Genomic DNA, 15562 nt, shown 5'->3' on the forward strand with positions numbered 1-15562 from the left:
ATGCGATATCTTCCTTTTAAAATATAATATTCTGATTTTAATGATTAATTTTGTTCTGTTGTTATATAAAAACTGGAATTTACAGAACCATAAAACAGCAAAAATATGAAGAGGATATTAATGTTTTTTTTGGCCGTTACTGCAAGTACTGCACTACTGGCCCAGTCAGGAGATGAAGAGATGTTTCACTTCAGAGCCATGGAAGATAAACTGGATGATTCTGCCATTGATTTGGCATTCATCAGGGGTCACTTCATGGGAGAGGAAGTAGCTAAGAAACTTTACTTGCTCCGTGAGCGATACACCTGGGTAGAAGAAGAATCTTCGACCAACCCTACACCAAAAACCTATATAGATAAGCCTGCTATCTATAATTCGGTGAAGAAACTGGAGCGCTACTACAAAAAAGGAATCAAGAAAGGATATATCAAAGAGGAGATGGCCATTGCCGAGTTTCAACAAATTCTGGACATAGCCATCTTCATCAGAAACCAACAAACTGCGGAGTTTGAAGACTTATTGGGCCAACTCAAGGAAGATGAGCAAATTGTGGGGATGTACACTAAAAAAGTCCTTTTAAGCTATTAAATAAAAGATTTCTCCAATTTAGTCATGAGAGCCAGCGTTTGCGCTGGCTTTTTTATTGTCCTTTTTGGTAACTTCCGCATATTATGGCGCACCCAATTATCATCATGGGAGTATCCGGCAGCGGCAAGACGACCATCGGCCACATGGTCGCTGATCGACTCGGTAAGACTTTTCTGGATGCAGATGATTTCCATCCGGAAGAGAACAAAACCAAAATGGCCAGTGGCATACCTCTCAATGACGATGACAGACTCCCTTGGCTTCAGACACTGAAAGAGCAACTCATATCTACTCCTGGCGTGGTGCTGGCTTGCTCAGCCCTGAAGGCCAGCTATCGTTTCATTCTGGATCCCAACCACGCCTATTCCTGGATTTATCTGGATGGTAGCAAGGAACTGATCTTTGAAAGACTTAAAAAGCGTGCAGGCCATTACATGAAAGAAAACCTCCTTGACAGTCAATTTGAGACCCTCGAAGTACCTGACGATGCACTGAAGGTCAGCATTGATCAGCATCCGGATGAAATCGTTTCAGTCATTCTCAAATCATTGAAACCGTAGACTACTTTTTGATGATCCTGCGTATGAGGTGAAAGGATTCTCCTTTGATTTCCAAAAGGTAAATCCCGGCGGGCCACTCGTTATGGATTTCCATTTTATGGCTACTCAAAATAAGCTGACCGCTCATATCGTAGACCATTACCGATCTAAACCCACCCTTTAAATCATTAGGAATTTTGATGCTGAACTGATCCATAACAGGATTTGGTACAATCATAATCTCAGGCCATTCGGTTAGGCCCAGGACCACAAACGGATCTGACCAAACGGAACAGCCTGCGTCACCTACCGTGAGCGCTACCTCATAAGTACCGGCTCCATACACCACAGAGGGGCCGGTTTCTCCTGCCATAAGCTCACCATCGAGGTACCAGCAAATGTCTGCATCTGTCTCTGCAATTTGCAGGTGACCATCCACTAAATTGATCACAGGCTTTTCCGGAAGCTCATATTGATAGCCTACTGTGATTTCCTGAGAAAACTCACAGCCATTGCCATCAAACACCCTCACCTCGTAGCTACCAGCTTCATCCTTCTCCAGGACCTCACCGGACAACTGCTCTTCGCCTGCCCAAAACGTATAAGCCCCTGACCCGCCAGCTCCTGTCATAGTCAGCTGACCTGAGGAATTTTTGGCACACAAAAACCCAGTAGTCTCATAGGTGAAGTACAGCGAGTCCGGCTGATCAATCGTCAAGAAGTATTGCAACTCGCATTCATTTTCATCTTTGATCGTCAGAAGGTGATCACCCGAGCCAAGAGAAAAGGTGGAGGTATTGGTGAACCCCATTTCGTCTATCTGATAACTGAGCGCTCCACTCCCACCCGAGGCCTCTGCATCTACGGTTCCTTCGCCTCCAAAACAGTTAGCGTCAGTGACCACTACCTCTACAGCAAGCGGCTCTGGGGAGAGGACTTCAAAGTCTTCTGTCAGAATACATTCATTATCTGTGCCCTCCAGCGAAACCGTATGTATCCCTGCGGATAAGCCCGAAGCATTGTTGCCAGATAACGACTGGCCATCCACACTAAACTGGTAGGCACCTCCGCCCGAAACTGTAAAGGTGGCTGAACCATCAGCAGCAGCATGACAGGAAGTAGGTTGCACACTTTTATTTAGCACCCTGCTCTCAATAGTCAGTGACTCACTGTAAGCCCTGTCTAATTCATCTTTGACAGTGACCGTATATGCACCCGCTGCCAGGTCGCCAAACTCACCATCAGACACAAACGTCTCACCATCCAGGCTAAAGGTATAATTCTGAGTACCACTGGTTTGGACGGTTATCATACCGTCATTGGTATTGGGGCAGGTGTATGGCGTGGCTTCCATTTTCACAAAGGCCTCAAGTCGAATATTATCGATATAAAGGTTATTTCCGTACCCGTTGGTCGTTCTAAATGCTACCTCCGTACCTTCCAGATTTTCGGGCACAGTAAACTCCAGCGATACGGACTTCCATTGCCCTGAGGTGGGCGAAAAGGAACCTGTCTGTGCAGGCTTGGTAGCCAGTCCGACGCCCGATTTATCCCACAGACTCACCCAGTCGGCCTCACAGCTACCCCGATACAAAACAGCCATGCGGTCGAAATAAGTATCATCATAATAGGTATAGGCATAGTCGAAAGTAAGGCGATAATCCCGGGAGAAGGAATTATCAACCAGCGGCAAAACCAGATAATCCTCTGCTCCCACTGCTCCATATTCATAGAAATTCACAAAAACACTCTTTTGGCCCTCTGACGAAATCCCCGAAATCTGTTCAAAGGTCTTCTGTCCGTCTTCATTGATCACTTCCAGGTCAATTCCGGAGCCTTCAAATCTGGCCACCTTAGAGATCAATATAGTCTGAGGAACAGCGGCCACCAACACCTGATCTTCCATGAGAAGTGTGTCCTTATTTCCCCCTGTACCAGACACAATAAGCTGTACGTCAAATACCCCTCCGGTTTCGTAAAGTACCTCTGGGTTTTGAGCCGTGGAGGTTTCCGGAATCCCTCCTTCAAAATACCAACTCCAGCTGGTCGCATTGAGTGACCGGTCGTAAAAAGTGATGGATGTGCCGGCGCAAGCTTCCGAGAGATTTTGAGTGAAGTCTGCGGAAACAATTTTCTTATACAAGTAAGATCGATAGGCATCATAGGCCTGATCCATCCTTGAATACTGCCCATCCGTAAAGACATCCCGACAAAACTTGAGGGAGTAAGACATGATATTTCTGGGATCCGGCGTGAAAAGATCGTTATTGGCGTCCACGCTCGTGCCGGTATAGGTACAACTCGCATTCACATTGGATCCGCCCAACTGAGGATCTGCGGGTGTATCACAAAGCTCGTCTCCGGCAGTCTCACAGTTGACGCGTGCCACCAGCTCATCGGTAAGTTGGCTATTGGAACTGCCATGGGTATGATACAGGGTAAAATAATGGCCTATTTCATGCGGGAGTGTACTCCCATTGACTGCACAACTATTGTCCATAAGTACACGGTCTGGCCCACCGGGGAAATAGGCATATCCGCAATAGCTACCACCCTGACTATCTCCTACCGAGTTGGCAAAATAGATATTGATGGTTTTGGCCACATCGTACTTTGCACCCATAGCCACTTCATCATCTGTATTGAAATCGAAATATTCGGAATTATGAATCTCGGTGATTCCAGCTAAAAAAAATGCCAGATTAGCGTGACTATAATAGTCATTCAGCACGTCCATAGCATCATTGAGTTCCTGTTCGGTCATGCCTCCTGTACCGTCTGTCCTTCTGATCAGGTGGGCAGAAATGGCTACATTTTGCACAGGCACATCGGCCATTCGGCCGCCCGACCTCACATCCGGATGAAAATCCCTGAGCAGCTCAAGCTGTCGCTGGGTAACTACAGTAGCACAGGGCTGTAGCTGGGCATGAAGCTGGCAGGCAGCAGTGAAAGCAAAAAAGAAAAGAATTTTTTTCATATCTAACCTGGCAACCAGCCTACCACCATCCCTTCCAGTCGGAAAGAAAGCGGCTCTGCAAGCCCATCTATTGACACATCGTTTAATACTACATTTACCCGATAGGTGACACCCTTGAGGTATAGATCAAGATCTTCCTGACTCAGGGTAATATAAACCACCCCAGTAGTAGCCGGCACACGTTGAAGCTCCCTGGGTTTCACGGAGGGCATCACGTCATTGCAAAGCATGGAAGAAATGTCCTGATCAAATGCTCTGTACTCCACCGACAGACCATCCTCCCCCACTCGGAAAGTATTTTCCCGCCCAAGGGGAAGCGCCCTATCATCAACAAAAACCCTCAGATATCCCGTTCCTGACTGGTTGAGCACAAAAATCTGAAGATGACCACAGGAAACTGTAGCCCCGGTAAATGGCCCAAAATTCTCCAAAGGCTGCTGAGAGGGCGGGGGTGTGCAGGCACAGGCCAAAAACCAGATGAAGGCAATGAGGGGCTTTTTCATAGGTGCACCAAATTTAGCGGAATAGGGTTTAGTGGCATGACTAGACCATTACACTTTCTGTCTGTACACTGGCAGGAAGTTCAACGACAAATTCGGTGCCCACATTTTCCTGGCTTTGTACATAGATGCGACCATTATTGACCTCTATGAACTCATGAACAAGCTGCAATCCCAATCCCAGCCCCTTTTCACCCGCAGTACCATAGGTACTCTTGTCATCTTCCAGCATAAAAATATTCTCAACCTTCTCCTCCGTCATACCCACACCTGTATCCACGACGCGGATCTCCACCATTTGATCCTTAACCTTGGCAGTAAGCTCCACCTTGCCACCTCTGGGAGTGAATTTCAAAGCATTATTGACCAGATTTCTCAAAATAGTCATGGTGGTATTTCGATCCGCCCAAAGTGAAATATCCGGATCAATATCCGCAGACAAAGCGATCCCTTTTCCCCTGGCCATGTTACCCAGTGTGGCCACCAGCTCCTCGGCCATCTCTTTGAGGTTGAGCGCTTCAGGCGCATAAGAAAACTGCCCCTGTTGTTTCATCGCCCAGCTGAGCAGGTTATCCAGCAGGTTGGATAACTCGTCCACTGACTTGTCAATGTCATCAGCCACTTCCAGAAGCTGATCCGGCTCTCTGGAGGCCACAAAGTATTTGATCAGCGAACTGATCCCATGAAAAGAATTGATCGGCCCTCGGAGATCATGAGAAATGATTGAAAAAAACTTATCCTTGGTTTCATTGAGTGTCTCCAATACACGTTTTTGTTCCTCCAGCACTACATTGATTCGCGCCTTCGATCGGTAATAACTGAAGCTGACATAGGCCAGAATGGTCAGGATGATTGCAATCAATGTGGCGGTGGTGACGATGATCTGATGATTTTTCTGCTCAGCCTTCAGTAAGTCCACCTCCGCCTGTTTCTTCGCCAGCTCAAAGGCCCCTTCCAAGTTCTCGATTCTGTTATAGATTTCATCGTTGGAGATACTGTCTTTCAGGGCAACATACTCCTGATGGTACCTATAAGCGGATTCATAATCAGCGCTCATCGCATAGATATCTGCCAATCTCAAGCTATTGTCTCTGATCTCAGCTTTTAGTCCATATCGCCTGGAAATAGACATACTCGAATCTGCAAATTCCTTAGCGTCACGAAGCAGTCCCTTTCGCTGATAAATCTCCGCCATGTAAGTGAGAAAAATGGCGCTTCCATAGTGATCTTCCAGCTTTTCCAGCTCCCGGATTGAGGCTCTCACATTCCGCTCCGCCTGCTCAAGGTCTCCCTGCTGCGCCTGTACCAGACCAATATTCCCCAAATTATAAGCAAGCCCCGACCGATCACCACCCATTCGCTCATAGATCCGCTTCGACTCCTGAAAACAGACCAATGCCGAGTCGTACATATTAGACATATAATACTCATCGCCCATATTGAGTAAAATGGTAGCCAGTAAAACACTGTCCTGAGAGGTGAGTTGACCGAGCGCCTCCTTATAATAGAGAAGAGAATTGTTATGGTTTCCCAAAATGGAATAAACATCCGCCAAGGCCGTGTTGGCTCCAGCCTCCCCTTTGATATACCCCGACTTCTCTGCATAGTCCAACGCTTTGAAAAGAGAGTATATAGCCACATCAAAGTCACCCATGAGCCGATAGGCCTGGCCCTGATTTAAATAAGCATGATGCAGAAACTTGAGATCCTGTATCTCTCTGGCCTCCTCCATGAGGAGGTCAGCAAATTTCAGTTTCTTTTGGGGGTCTGTTTGATTATTGGCGATCAGGGTAAGAATTCTCAGACGAGCAGTGTCTTGCCGAGGAAATCTATCAGCTACCTCGATAAGGCTATCAGCCACCGACTGATCCTGACCAATGCCCAAAAAGGGCAATAATGAAAGGAATGTTGCTAGTAGAATATGATAGCCTTCTCGATTCATCATATATGAAGGTAACTACTTTCGATCAAAATAGGCTTTCTCCAATCCATTTTAGCTTATCGGTAACGGTAGCCTCACAATAAAGGTGGTGCCCATGCTCTCTGCCGTTTCCACATCAATACTTCCCCCATTTATCTCCACAAACTCATGTACCAACTGTAAGCCCAGGCCGAGCCCCTTCTCCCCGGCCGTCCCATAGGTACTTTTCTTATCGTGAAATTTAAACAAAGTATCCAGTTTACTCTTGGGAATCCCCACCCCGGAGTCCGCAATACGAATCACCGCGAGTCCATTCACAGTCTTGGCGGATATCCTTACCTGACCCTTTTCCGGGGTGAATTTCAGTGCATTGTTCACCAGATTTCGAAGAATGGTCATGGTCATGTTTTTATCTGCCCATACTTCCAGGTTCTCCTCCACTCTGGTTGAAAGCTCCACATTTTTTGCCTTGGCCATGTTGCCAAGTGTTTTAACAATCTCTTCAGCCATTTCTCCCAGACTGAGCCTTTCGGGATTGTTTGGAAAATGTCCCTGCTGCTGCATGGCCCATGTAAGAAGGTTGTCCAGCAGATTGGATAAGCGCTCCACGGATTCGTCTATGTCATCGGCGATCACCATCAGTTGATCAGTTTCTTTGGTTTGCACCAAAAACTTGATCATTCTGCTAATCCCGAAAAATGAACTGACAGGGCCCCGGAGGTCATGGGAGATAATGGAAAAGAACTTATCCTTGGTCTGGTTGAGTGATTCCAGTTCGCGATTAATCCTGGATTTGGTCTGATAATACTTGTAAATAATCCCGGCCAGCACCACCAACACCAGCGCAAAAGCCCCAATGGCGAGCATGATCAGTTGTTGGATTCTCTTCTCTGCTGTGAGTACATCCACTTCAGCCTGTTTTTGACCTACCTCATACCTGGTACGCATATCCGCCAGGTTCTGGATCATGGCCAGATTGCGAATGCTGTCTCGATAGACAATGTGCTGTTGGTAAAACTGCAGGGCTTTTTCAAAATCACCTACATGAGTATAAAATTCACTCATTTTCAAACTCCCATCGCTAATCTGCTCCTTGAGCCCACGCTGATGTGCCAGTGCCAGTGCTTCTTCCACCAGATCCCTCGCCTGATCGATTCGATTCTTTTGAAAATAAACATCCGCCAGATGAAACTGATAAGTGGTAATCGTACCGGCATCATTTCCCATCGACGATTTGTATTCCAAAGCATTAGATAGTTGCTCTTCCGCCAAATCGAGGTTACCAAGGCGAGCATTCACCATACCAATATTGCCAGTAATTACCTTGGTGAGGTATTCTCTTTTGAGTTCCTGAGCAAAAAATTCCGCTTTTTGGTAGTACTTCAGCGAAGAGTCGAGATAATCATTGTTGTAGTATCCTTCTGCGAGATTGTTATAAGCAATAACCTGCCTTATGGAGTCCTGATAATCTCCGGTTTCGTATTGCCCGATACACAAGCTGAAATAATGGGCAAGTTTTTCAACGTCTCCTATTTTACCGTAGAGCGTACCGATAAGGCTGTTGACCATCGCTACATCCTTTTTGGTGAGATGGTCACCAATCCGGAGGGCCTCAAAAAGATATTCCAGTGCTGACTCATAGCTACCTTGAGATTTATAAGCCTGACCCAAATACACGTTGGCCCAAAACTTATTGGAATGATCAGTCTCATGAGCCTCCTGCAGCAGCCTGTTGCCATAGAAAATGGTAGAATCGTCGTTATTGACCGAATGCAGCAAAATGGACTTGAGCACCTTGATTTTTTCCTCATAATCCATATTTTGGAGGCTTATTCCCTTCAGGCTATCGAGTTTATCACTAGCCCCCACACTCGGACTCAAAAGGAGTGTCAATAACAATAGTAAAGTGTATCTTGTTGTCATTCAGCTGGAAAGATAACAAGCAGGTGGTAAAAAACCACCTGCCAAAAAAATGTTCAGGCCCGTTCTGATTGCTATCCCGGAGGACACTCGGGATCACAGTATTTCAGATCAGGATCTACAGAAATGGCAGCGGTCTCTCCGGCCGGGATCACGTTGATCGTATACTTCGTCTGCGCTCCTTTGTTAGCATTGGATTTTACTTTACCCGTCTTCTCCTTCTTATCTCCTATGAGGGGAGTGTCAATGATCTCATCATTGTCCAGATCCACCGTAATATCATCGATGCTACTATCGTATGCCACCCAGGTAATCTGCGAATTCTTACCCAAAACGGATTGCGGGGATTTGGCTGAGACAATTCCCCAATTGTCCTTGTCTGTGCTCCACCAGAGCTCCTTTTTCTGATAGGTCAGATAAATTTTAATCTTCTTAGCCATTAGTTATGTTGGTTAGCGGTTAGAAAAAATTAGTTAAGCGTAATTACCTTCAATATATCAAATGATACACTTTCTGTGGCACATCATCCGCAAAAACCGTCACTTGAGTTACAAAAAACCAATGTCACAACCCCGCCAACCCTACTTTTCTACAAATAATGGCAAACTCACCATGAAGGTGGTTCCCTTTCCAGTTTCGCTCTCCACTTCGATGCTACCACCGTTCATTTCGATAAATTCATGCACCAACTGCAACCCAAGTCCAAGTCCTTTTTCTCCTGAAGTGCCATAGGTACTTTTCTTATCCTGAAGCCTAAACAGGCTGTCCATCTTCTCCTTTGGAATCCCAACACCCGTATCAGATACCCCTGTTTTCACCATTTGTTTATCTCGTTGGGCCGAGATGGTCACCTGCCCGCCCTCAGGTGTAAACTTCAGTGCATTGTTCACGAGATTTCTCAGGATGGTCATGGTGGTATTCTTGTCTGCCCAGAGTACAAGATCTGACTGCACGTCAGCAGAGAGGTCAATTTTCTTGCCTTTGGCCATAGTGCCAAGTGTGTTCACCAGCTCACCAGCCATATCGGCCAGATGGAGTTTTTCTGGATGATTCGGAAACTGACCCTGCTGCTGCATCGCCCAGGTGAGCAGGTTATCCAACAGCGTGGATAGGCGCTCTACGGACTCATCTATGTCATCGGCTATCTCCAGCAACTGCTCAGTCTCTTTGGACTGCACCAGAAATTTGATCATTCGGCTAATCCCAAAAAACGAACTAACCGGCCCCCTCAGATCGTGGGAGATAATGGAGAAAAACTTGTCCTTGGTCTGGTTGAGTGCTTCCAGCTCCTTATTGATCCTGGACTTGGTTTGATAATATTGGTAAATCACAATAGCCAGAATAAACAAAATGAATGCAAACGCAGCGATCGAAATCATGACCACTCGCTGAGTCTTCTTTTCTGCGGTGAGCAAGTCCACTTCCGCCTGCTTTTGACCCACTTCGAATTCCGTACGGATATCCGCCAGCTTTTTCACGGTGCTAGCATCTGAGATACTGTCTTTGTAGAGAAAATATTGCCTCAGGTAGCCCATCGCTTGTTGATAGTTTCCTTCTGCCTCATACAATTCCGCCAGTTTGCCATACGCATCTCTCATTTGCTCCTTCAGGCCAATATCTCGGGCCATTTTCAGCGATTCGTTGTAGATGGCTATTGCCTTATCGATCAACCCCTGGTCTACATAAATTTTCCCCAAATGGATAAGGTAATCCGAAATTCCGTAAGTATCTCCAAGTGGCTTAAGGATCTCAATAGCCTCCCTGAGATCAGCCTCGGCACCCTTATAGTCGCCTAGCTCCCGCTTGATGAGGGCCTTATTTCCAATACTATAGGCAATACCAATGGTCAGCTTGATCTCAATGAAAATGGCTTTTGCCTCATCATAATAGATGATCGCGGAATCATATTCCTTATTCTCATAATAGTTATAGCCTGTATTCAGCAGTGTCAGTGCCAATTGTTGAGTATCTCCGGTGGCACGAAAAATGTCAATGGCTTTGTTATTAAAACTGATCGCATTGACAATGTCATTATCTCTCCTTAGAAAGGTATTTGAAATCTCGGCATATACTTCTCCCAGATTGGTTCTCAAATCATACTTCTCTGCTATGGTAGCGGATGCAAACAGGCTTTCCAAGGACTTCTCCAGGTCCCCTCTGAGCCTGTATCCTATACCAAGTGCACTATACCCATACTGTAAATGGTAATAGTCTTTTCTCTTTTCGGATAGCTCAATCAGCATGAGACTGTACTTAATCTTTTCATCAGGATTAGTCTCACTCAGGGTTATTTTCTTTAACACACTCAGCGAAACAGAATCCTCAATGATTCCTGGAAGGGTCAGCTTGAGACTGTCAGCCATTTTCTGATTCTGAGCGTAGCTGGCCAAGTACAGAAAAAAAAAGGTGGTGAACATCACCACCTTTCCGATTTGATTATTAGTCATATGTAAAAATCACAAAATTTATGGTTGCGGCACCTGAATGGTAGGATCTTTATCCACATTACCTCCATTTTTGATCTTATAATTGATGTCGTAGCCATTCAATGCAGGATTGGTTGGAGATTCCGGGTCGGTACTCACCACCCCACTATAGGTTCTCTTTGTATTATCAGTGGCAGCAGGTTTGCTAGACCAAATATCTTTCCAATTTCCCCCTGCCGTTTTCGTTTTGCCCACATTAATGTTATTGATCTTGTCAATGGAGTCATCTGCGCATGTCCACATCACTGTATCTCCAGGGTTCGCTCCCACTATGGAGGTTTCGGTCATATCATGATAAGTTACATTGTCCGTAGAATACTGTAAATCTCCCCCAGAGTACTTCAAATAAATTGTAATTGTTGCCATTGTTTAGCTTGGTTTAGCGGTTAAAAAATTAGTTTATAATTTGATCGTCCAATATATCAAATGATATAGTTTTTCAAAGAACTTAATCCGCAAAAGGTTAGCTATTCATTTGTAATTCTTTGAAAAAAAAGATTCCTCCAGGCACTAATATTCTATTTTGTGGTTCAGCACTGATTGATCTCAAGGTGCAATCCAACCTCTGCGCACTATCTTTTGATATACTTTGGCATAAAAAAAGGTCTCCCAATTAAGAGAAACCTTTCTATCTACAATTCAATGTCTTACGATTAATAATTTTGGTTGATGTACCACTTGGCAGTGAGCAGTCTGGACACCTGAGAAGGGCTCTTCGCCAACTCAAGATTTCTATCCAAATGCTTCTTTATTTTGGATACGCAAGAAGCGATGAGCATTTGCTCCTCCGCATCAAATTCGGCTTGAAAACTGGCAGTCTGGGGCTGATTGGTGAAGGTTATCATAATCTTTTTCTTTAGGACATATCAAAACTCCTAAAAACCTCATCAATTAAAAACTGAACAGTTGCCAACAGGAAATATCAGGAGTGAATAGGGATTTTCAGCCCTTAATCAGAAATGGGAGATCATTTTCGATGGTTAAATAGCATTTTCACAGGCATATATAGTACTATCCTCATATTTTCCCTAAGAAACCAATACTCTACTTGAGTCAACTCCAAACTTAGATCATCTTAAAATCAAGCCGTTTACTGGCATCACTACAGTGAATGCCGCCCCTTCACCCTTCTTGCTAGATACCCGGATGCCCCAGCCATTTCTGGTGGCAAGCTCTGAGCAGAGCGAAAGTCCTATGCCAGTCCCTTTCTCACCTGAAGTGCCCATTTCAGAATCCATCACCACACGGCCCCTGATCTGCTCCAACCGCGACTCTGAGATCCCCACCCCCTCATCTCGCACTGTACAGACTATTGATTCTGATTCGGTCTGCACACTCACATAGATACTGCCTCCTTCACGGTTAAATTTCAGGGCATTGTTCAGCAGGTTTCTGATAATCACACGAAGGTCATTTTCATGCACCTGCAAAATCAAATCCGTAGACACCTCGTTGCGCAGTAATATTTGCTTTTTCCGCAAAATCTCTTCGCAAAGACCCGCGCTCTCTTCTATTAACTGATGCAGGCACACGGCACTCTTATGCGAGGGTGCTCCATGAAACTGAGCTTTGGCCCACGAAAGCAAGTTATCCAGCATATGCGAAAGGCCTGAAAGGTTCTCCCTCACGCTCTGAGTATACCTTTTCATCTCTTCCTGGCTCAGCTCGCCATGATCCTGCAGGTAAAGTGTATTTTTCAAGGTATCAATAGGGCTCATCAGGTCATGGGCTATGATGGAGAACAGCTTATCTTTTGTCCGATTGAGCTCTCTAAGCTTATGCTCAGCCTCCTTTAGTTCTGTCACATCAGTCACAAATACTGTCACATATTCTACCTGATTATCCTCACCGAAAATGGGGAAATACTTGCCGTAGGAGTGCGTGAAAGCTCCGTTTTCCTGAGAAATATTCTGATAAAAATCCTGAGGGGTTCCTGCCAGACACTTCTCTATCAGCGGATCATGAAAAGCCACAATCTCATCGGGCAGTACATCTCTATAATGATGACCTATGATTTCTTGTATCGGAATCCCGAAAGCATCTTCATATTTCTTATTCACAATCAAATAATTCCCTTTTCTGTCCAGCATAGCCAAAAACAAGGGCAGGTTATTCAACAATGAATCCATCATTAGCTTGGACTTCTTCAGTTGTTCTTCGCTAGAGGTTAATTTTTCATTCAGGCGATCAGCCTCCTCTATAGAACGGGCCAGTTCATCTCTGAAAACTGCGCTAAAAAAATAAATCAGCAGAAACGCCACGCAATAGTTGAGGAGGGCAAACCAATAATCGGAGGGAAGGGGAATATCATGTGATATATACTTGAGGGCCTCCAGGCCACAGAGCGCAAGAAAAATGCAAGCGAAAACGCACCTTCTCCACCAACCCTCATAGAGAATCGGCGCTATGACTGATAGACCAATGATAATCACCTCGAGGTGTGTTTTTCTATCAATGAGGATGTTGGAGTAAGCCACACCGGATAGCATAGCCAGCAGCCCAAATGTGAACAATGATGCTGCAAAGTGATATCTCCCACGGTTCAGCAATAAAATGACGGGCAAAAAGATAAGTAGAATGGCAAGTAAACAAGCAAGGGACTGAAGGACCAACCCAGAGAAACCATTGATGCACATGAGCGCCAGAGCCACCACTATGGCCACAAAGTTGACCTTCTTTAAGACCACAAACTTCCGCCTCTCTAACCCGGAAAGATCATCATGCACATTGATAAGAAACCTGGATAACCCCATCACACCCTCCGTTATAAACGCTCATTACTGGATGTAGAAGTGAGTAAATCTCCTGACTATATAGTGTCTGAAGTGAGAGCTGGTGATCTCAAACTCCGAAATCGAAGTTTTCAATCCCACTTAAGATATACGATTTTATCGAAATATCAGGATTCGGGAGCAAAAGAATATGATCGTTCTTCAGGGTGCAGTCTATTGTCATTTTGAGAAGGTCTTGTTCAAAATGACAATAAAAAGGCTGCTTGCAGCTCTGCAAGTTAATCTCAACACACTGTATTACAGGAACTTAAAGCTATGATCCAATTCTGGAACGGGCTTTGGCGTATAGAGAGCGTACCAAAAATTATGAAAGTTATGAAAACGTTTAAATCAATTTTAGCAGCGATTCTTATTGTAGGAACAGCAGGGTTTTTGATGTCCTGCGAAAGTGAGTTAGAATCCAAAGGTACCGCAAGCATTGGAGTCACCGATGCGGCCGTTGATGCCGAAAATATATCTGGAGTCTATCTCAAAGTAAATGAAGTGCAAGCCACAGCACAGGGTAAAACCAAAACGGTAGTGGCCTTCGATTCTCCGAAGACCTTTAATGTAATGGACTATCAGAATGGTGCTACCTACGATCTTGGTGAAGGCCAGATTGACGCAGGTAGTTACAGCGAACTGAGATTCATACTGGATGAAGGTTCTTATGTGAAGTTCAAAGATGGAACTACCGCTGACCTGGATGTACCTAGTGGTACTACCTCCGGTTATAAAGTAAAAGGTGATTATGAGATCAACAGTGATAGCAGAACGAACCTTGTGGTTGACATTGACCTCAGAAAAGCTTTTGTGAAAACCGGATCTGGTGAATATAAACTACGACCCACCGCGCGTATTGTAAACAAAGACCGATCTGCCGTCATCAACGGTACTGTGTCTGGTAATACAGCTGATAAAGTAGTGGTTTATGCCTACGAAAAGGGCACTTATAAAGAGTCTGAAACCGCTGAGCCAGCAGATGGCGAGTCAAGGTTTGAAAACTCCATCAACAGTGCCGTGGTAGCCAATGGCCAGTTCACAATGGCCTACATGGAAGAAGGCGAGTACGACCTGATTGCTGTGGCCTATGATGAAAACCCTGAAGAGGATACTTACGCTTTCAGAAGCGCCTCCGAAGTGGACATGATGGTAGCTGGCTCACTGTTGAGTGTACTCAAAGTGGAAGCAAACGCGAACATCAATGTATTAATCAATCTTGATTTCTAAAAGACCTTCAAACATTCACTTGTTTGAAATGAGAAGGCAGGGCATAACTGTCCTGCTTTCTCTTTTTATCCACCCTTCAAAAACCAATCACCATGAAAAAATTCATACTCATACTACTTCCGATATTAGCACTGGCAGGCTGTCAAAGTAGAACTTACTACGGTGCCCAGAGCACCAATCTGCAGCGATTTGACGGATGGCAGGAAGAAAACGCCACCTTCCTGATGGAAGCCAATGACCTCACCCTCCTGCTTCAAAATCTCTCCACTCTGGCAATGACTGAAGCCAATCGCAGAGACACGTACCTCACTGCCGAAGAAGCCTATCCAGAATTCCAAAACCTCCTCTTAGACTTTAAAATAGAGGCCGCAGCCAGGCGAGTGAAACTCTCAAGTGTGCTCAGCAAAGACAATGACCTCATCTACCAGCAGCTGAGAACCGCGCAGAAGGATGATTTTGACAGTCTCTATCAAAAAATAATGCTTCAAAAAATAGCTGAGCTACAGAGTATTTCAGAGGACTACACCCTTAAAGGACACAATGAAGGCCTCAAAGACTTTAGTGAAAAAATCATTAACACCCTGTCACCACTTCGTGAAAAGATAAAGGCCCTGGAAATGACCTGATCTC

General features: G+C 45.1%; 13 protein-coding genes. 4 read left to right on the plus strand and 9 right to left on the minus strand.

From position 1 onward, the window contains the following. Positions 1 to 105: 105 nt before the first annotated feature. Positions 106 to 588, plus strand: coding sequence for a hypothetical protein (locus GV030_RS09970; RefSeq protein WP_159582167.1), 483 nt, complete (start codon positions 106 to 108; stop codon positions 586 to 588). 83 nt (positions 589 to 671) lie between these two features. Next, a complete protein-coding gene (locus tag GV030_RS09975) occupies positions 672 to 1148 on the plus strand; it encodes a gluconokinase (protein WP_221413326.1) in 477 nt (158 codons plus the stop codon). 1 nt (position 1149) lies between these two features. Here GV030_RS09975 and GV030_RS09980 read toward each other — a convergent pair whose 3' ends face one another. The 9 genes from GV030_RS09980 to GV030_RS10020 all read right to left on the minus strand — a co-directional run bounded on the left by GV030_RS09980 (position 1150) and on the right by GV030_RS10020 (position 13684). Beyond that, positions 1150 to 4104, minus strand: a complete 2955-nt coding sequence (locus GV030_RS09980) for a T9SS type A sorting domain-containing protein (protein WP_159582168.1) — start codon at positions 4102 to 4104, stop codon at positions 1150 to 1152. Positions 4105 to 4106: 2 nt separating this feature from the next. Then, positions 4107 to 4607: a hypothetical protein gene (locus tag GV030_RS09985; RefSeq protein WP_159582169.1), complete on the minus strand. Its 501-nt coding sequence runs from the start codon at positions 4605 to 4607 to the stop codon at positions 4107 to 4109. Between the two features lie 40 nt (positions 4608 to 4647). Next, the gene (locus GV030_RS09990; RefSeq protein ID WP_159582170.1) at positions 4648 to 6549 is read right to left on the minus strand and encodes an ATP-binding protein; all 1902 of its coding nucleotides are present in this window, start codon (positions 6547 to 6549) and stop codon (positions 4648 to 4650) included. 48 nt (positions 6550 to 6597) lie between these two features. Then, on the minus strand, positions 6598 to 8448 hold the full coding sequence (locus GV030_RS09995) for a tetratricopeptide repeat-containing sensor histidine kinase (protein ID WP_159582171.1): 1851 nt from the start codon (positions 8446 to 8448) through the stop codon (positions 6598 to 6600). A 71-nt stretch (positions 8449 to 8519) separates the two neighbouring features. Beyond that, a complete protein-coding gene (locus tag GV030_RS10000; RefSeq protein ID WP_159582172.1) occupies positions 8520 to 8885 on the minus strand; it encodes a hypothetical protein in 366 nt (121 codons plus the stop codon). A 141-nt stretch (positions 8886 to 9026) separates the two neighbouring features. Further along, positions 9027 to 10892 (minus strand): tetratricopeptide repeat-containing sensor histidine kinase, encoded by a 1866-nt coding sequence (locus GV030_RS10005; RefSeq protein ID WP_159582173.1) that lies wholly within the window; start codon positions 10890 to 10892, stop codon positions 9027 to 9029. Positions 10893 to 10910: 18 nt separating this feature from the next. Beyond that, a complete protein-coding gene (locus GV030_RS10010; RefSeq protein ID WP_159582174.1) occupies positions 10911 to 11297 on the minus strand; it encodes a hypothetical protein in 387 nt (128 codons plus the stop codon). 287 nt (positions 11298 to 11584) lie between these two features. Beyond that, complete coding sequence (locus tag GV030_RS10015) at positions 11585 to 11776, minus strand: hypothetical protein (protein WP_159582175.1); 192 nt, start codon at positions 11774 to 11776, stop codon at positions 11585 to 11587. Between the two features lie 225 nt (positions 11777 to 12001). Further along, complete coding sequence (locus tag GV030_RS10020; RefSeq protein WP_159582176.1) at positions 12002 to 13684, minus strand: PAS domain-containing sensor histidine kinase; 1683 nt, start codon at positions 13682 to 13684, stop codon at positions 12002 to 12004. 354 nt (positions 13685 to 14038) lie between these two features. Between GV030_RS10020 and GV030_RS10025 the strand changes: the two genes are divergently transcribed. Beyond that, positions 14039 to 14932: a DUF4382 domain-containing protein gene (locus GV030_RS10025; RefSeq protein ID WP_159582177.1), complete on the plus strand. Its 894-nt coding sequence runs from the start codon at positions 14039 to 14041 to the stop codon at positions 14930 to 14932. Between the two features lie 92 nt (positions 14933 to 15024). Then, a complete protein-coding gene (locus tag GV030_RS10030; protein ID WP_159582178.1) occupies positions 15025 to 15558 on the plus strand; it encodes a DUF4142 domain-containing protein in 534 nt (177 codons plus the stop codon). Positions 15559 to 15562: the final 4 nt, after the last annotated feature.

The organism is Marinoscillum sp. 108 (assembly GCF_902506655.1).
In the GTDB taxonomy this organism is placed as follows: domain Bacteria; phylum Bacteroidota; class Bacteroidia; order Cytophagales; family Cyclobacteriaceae; genus Marinoscillum; species Marinoscillum luteum.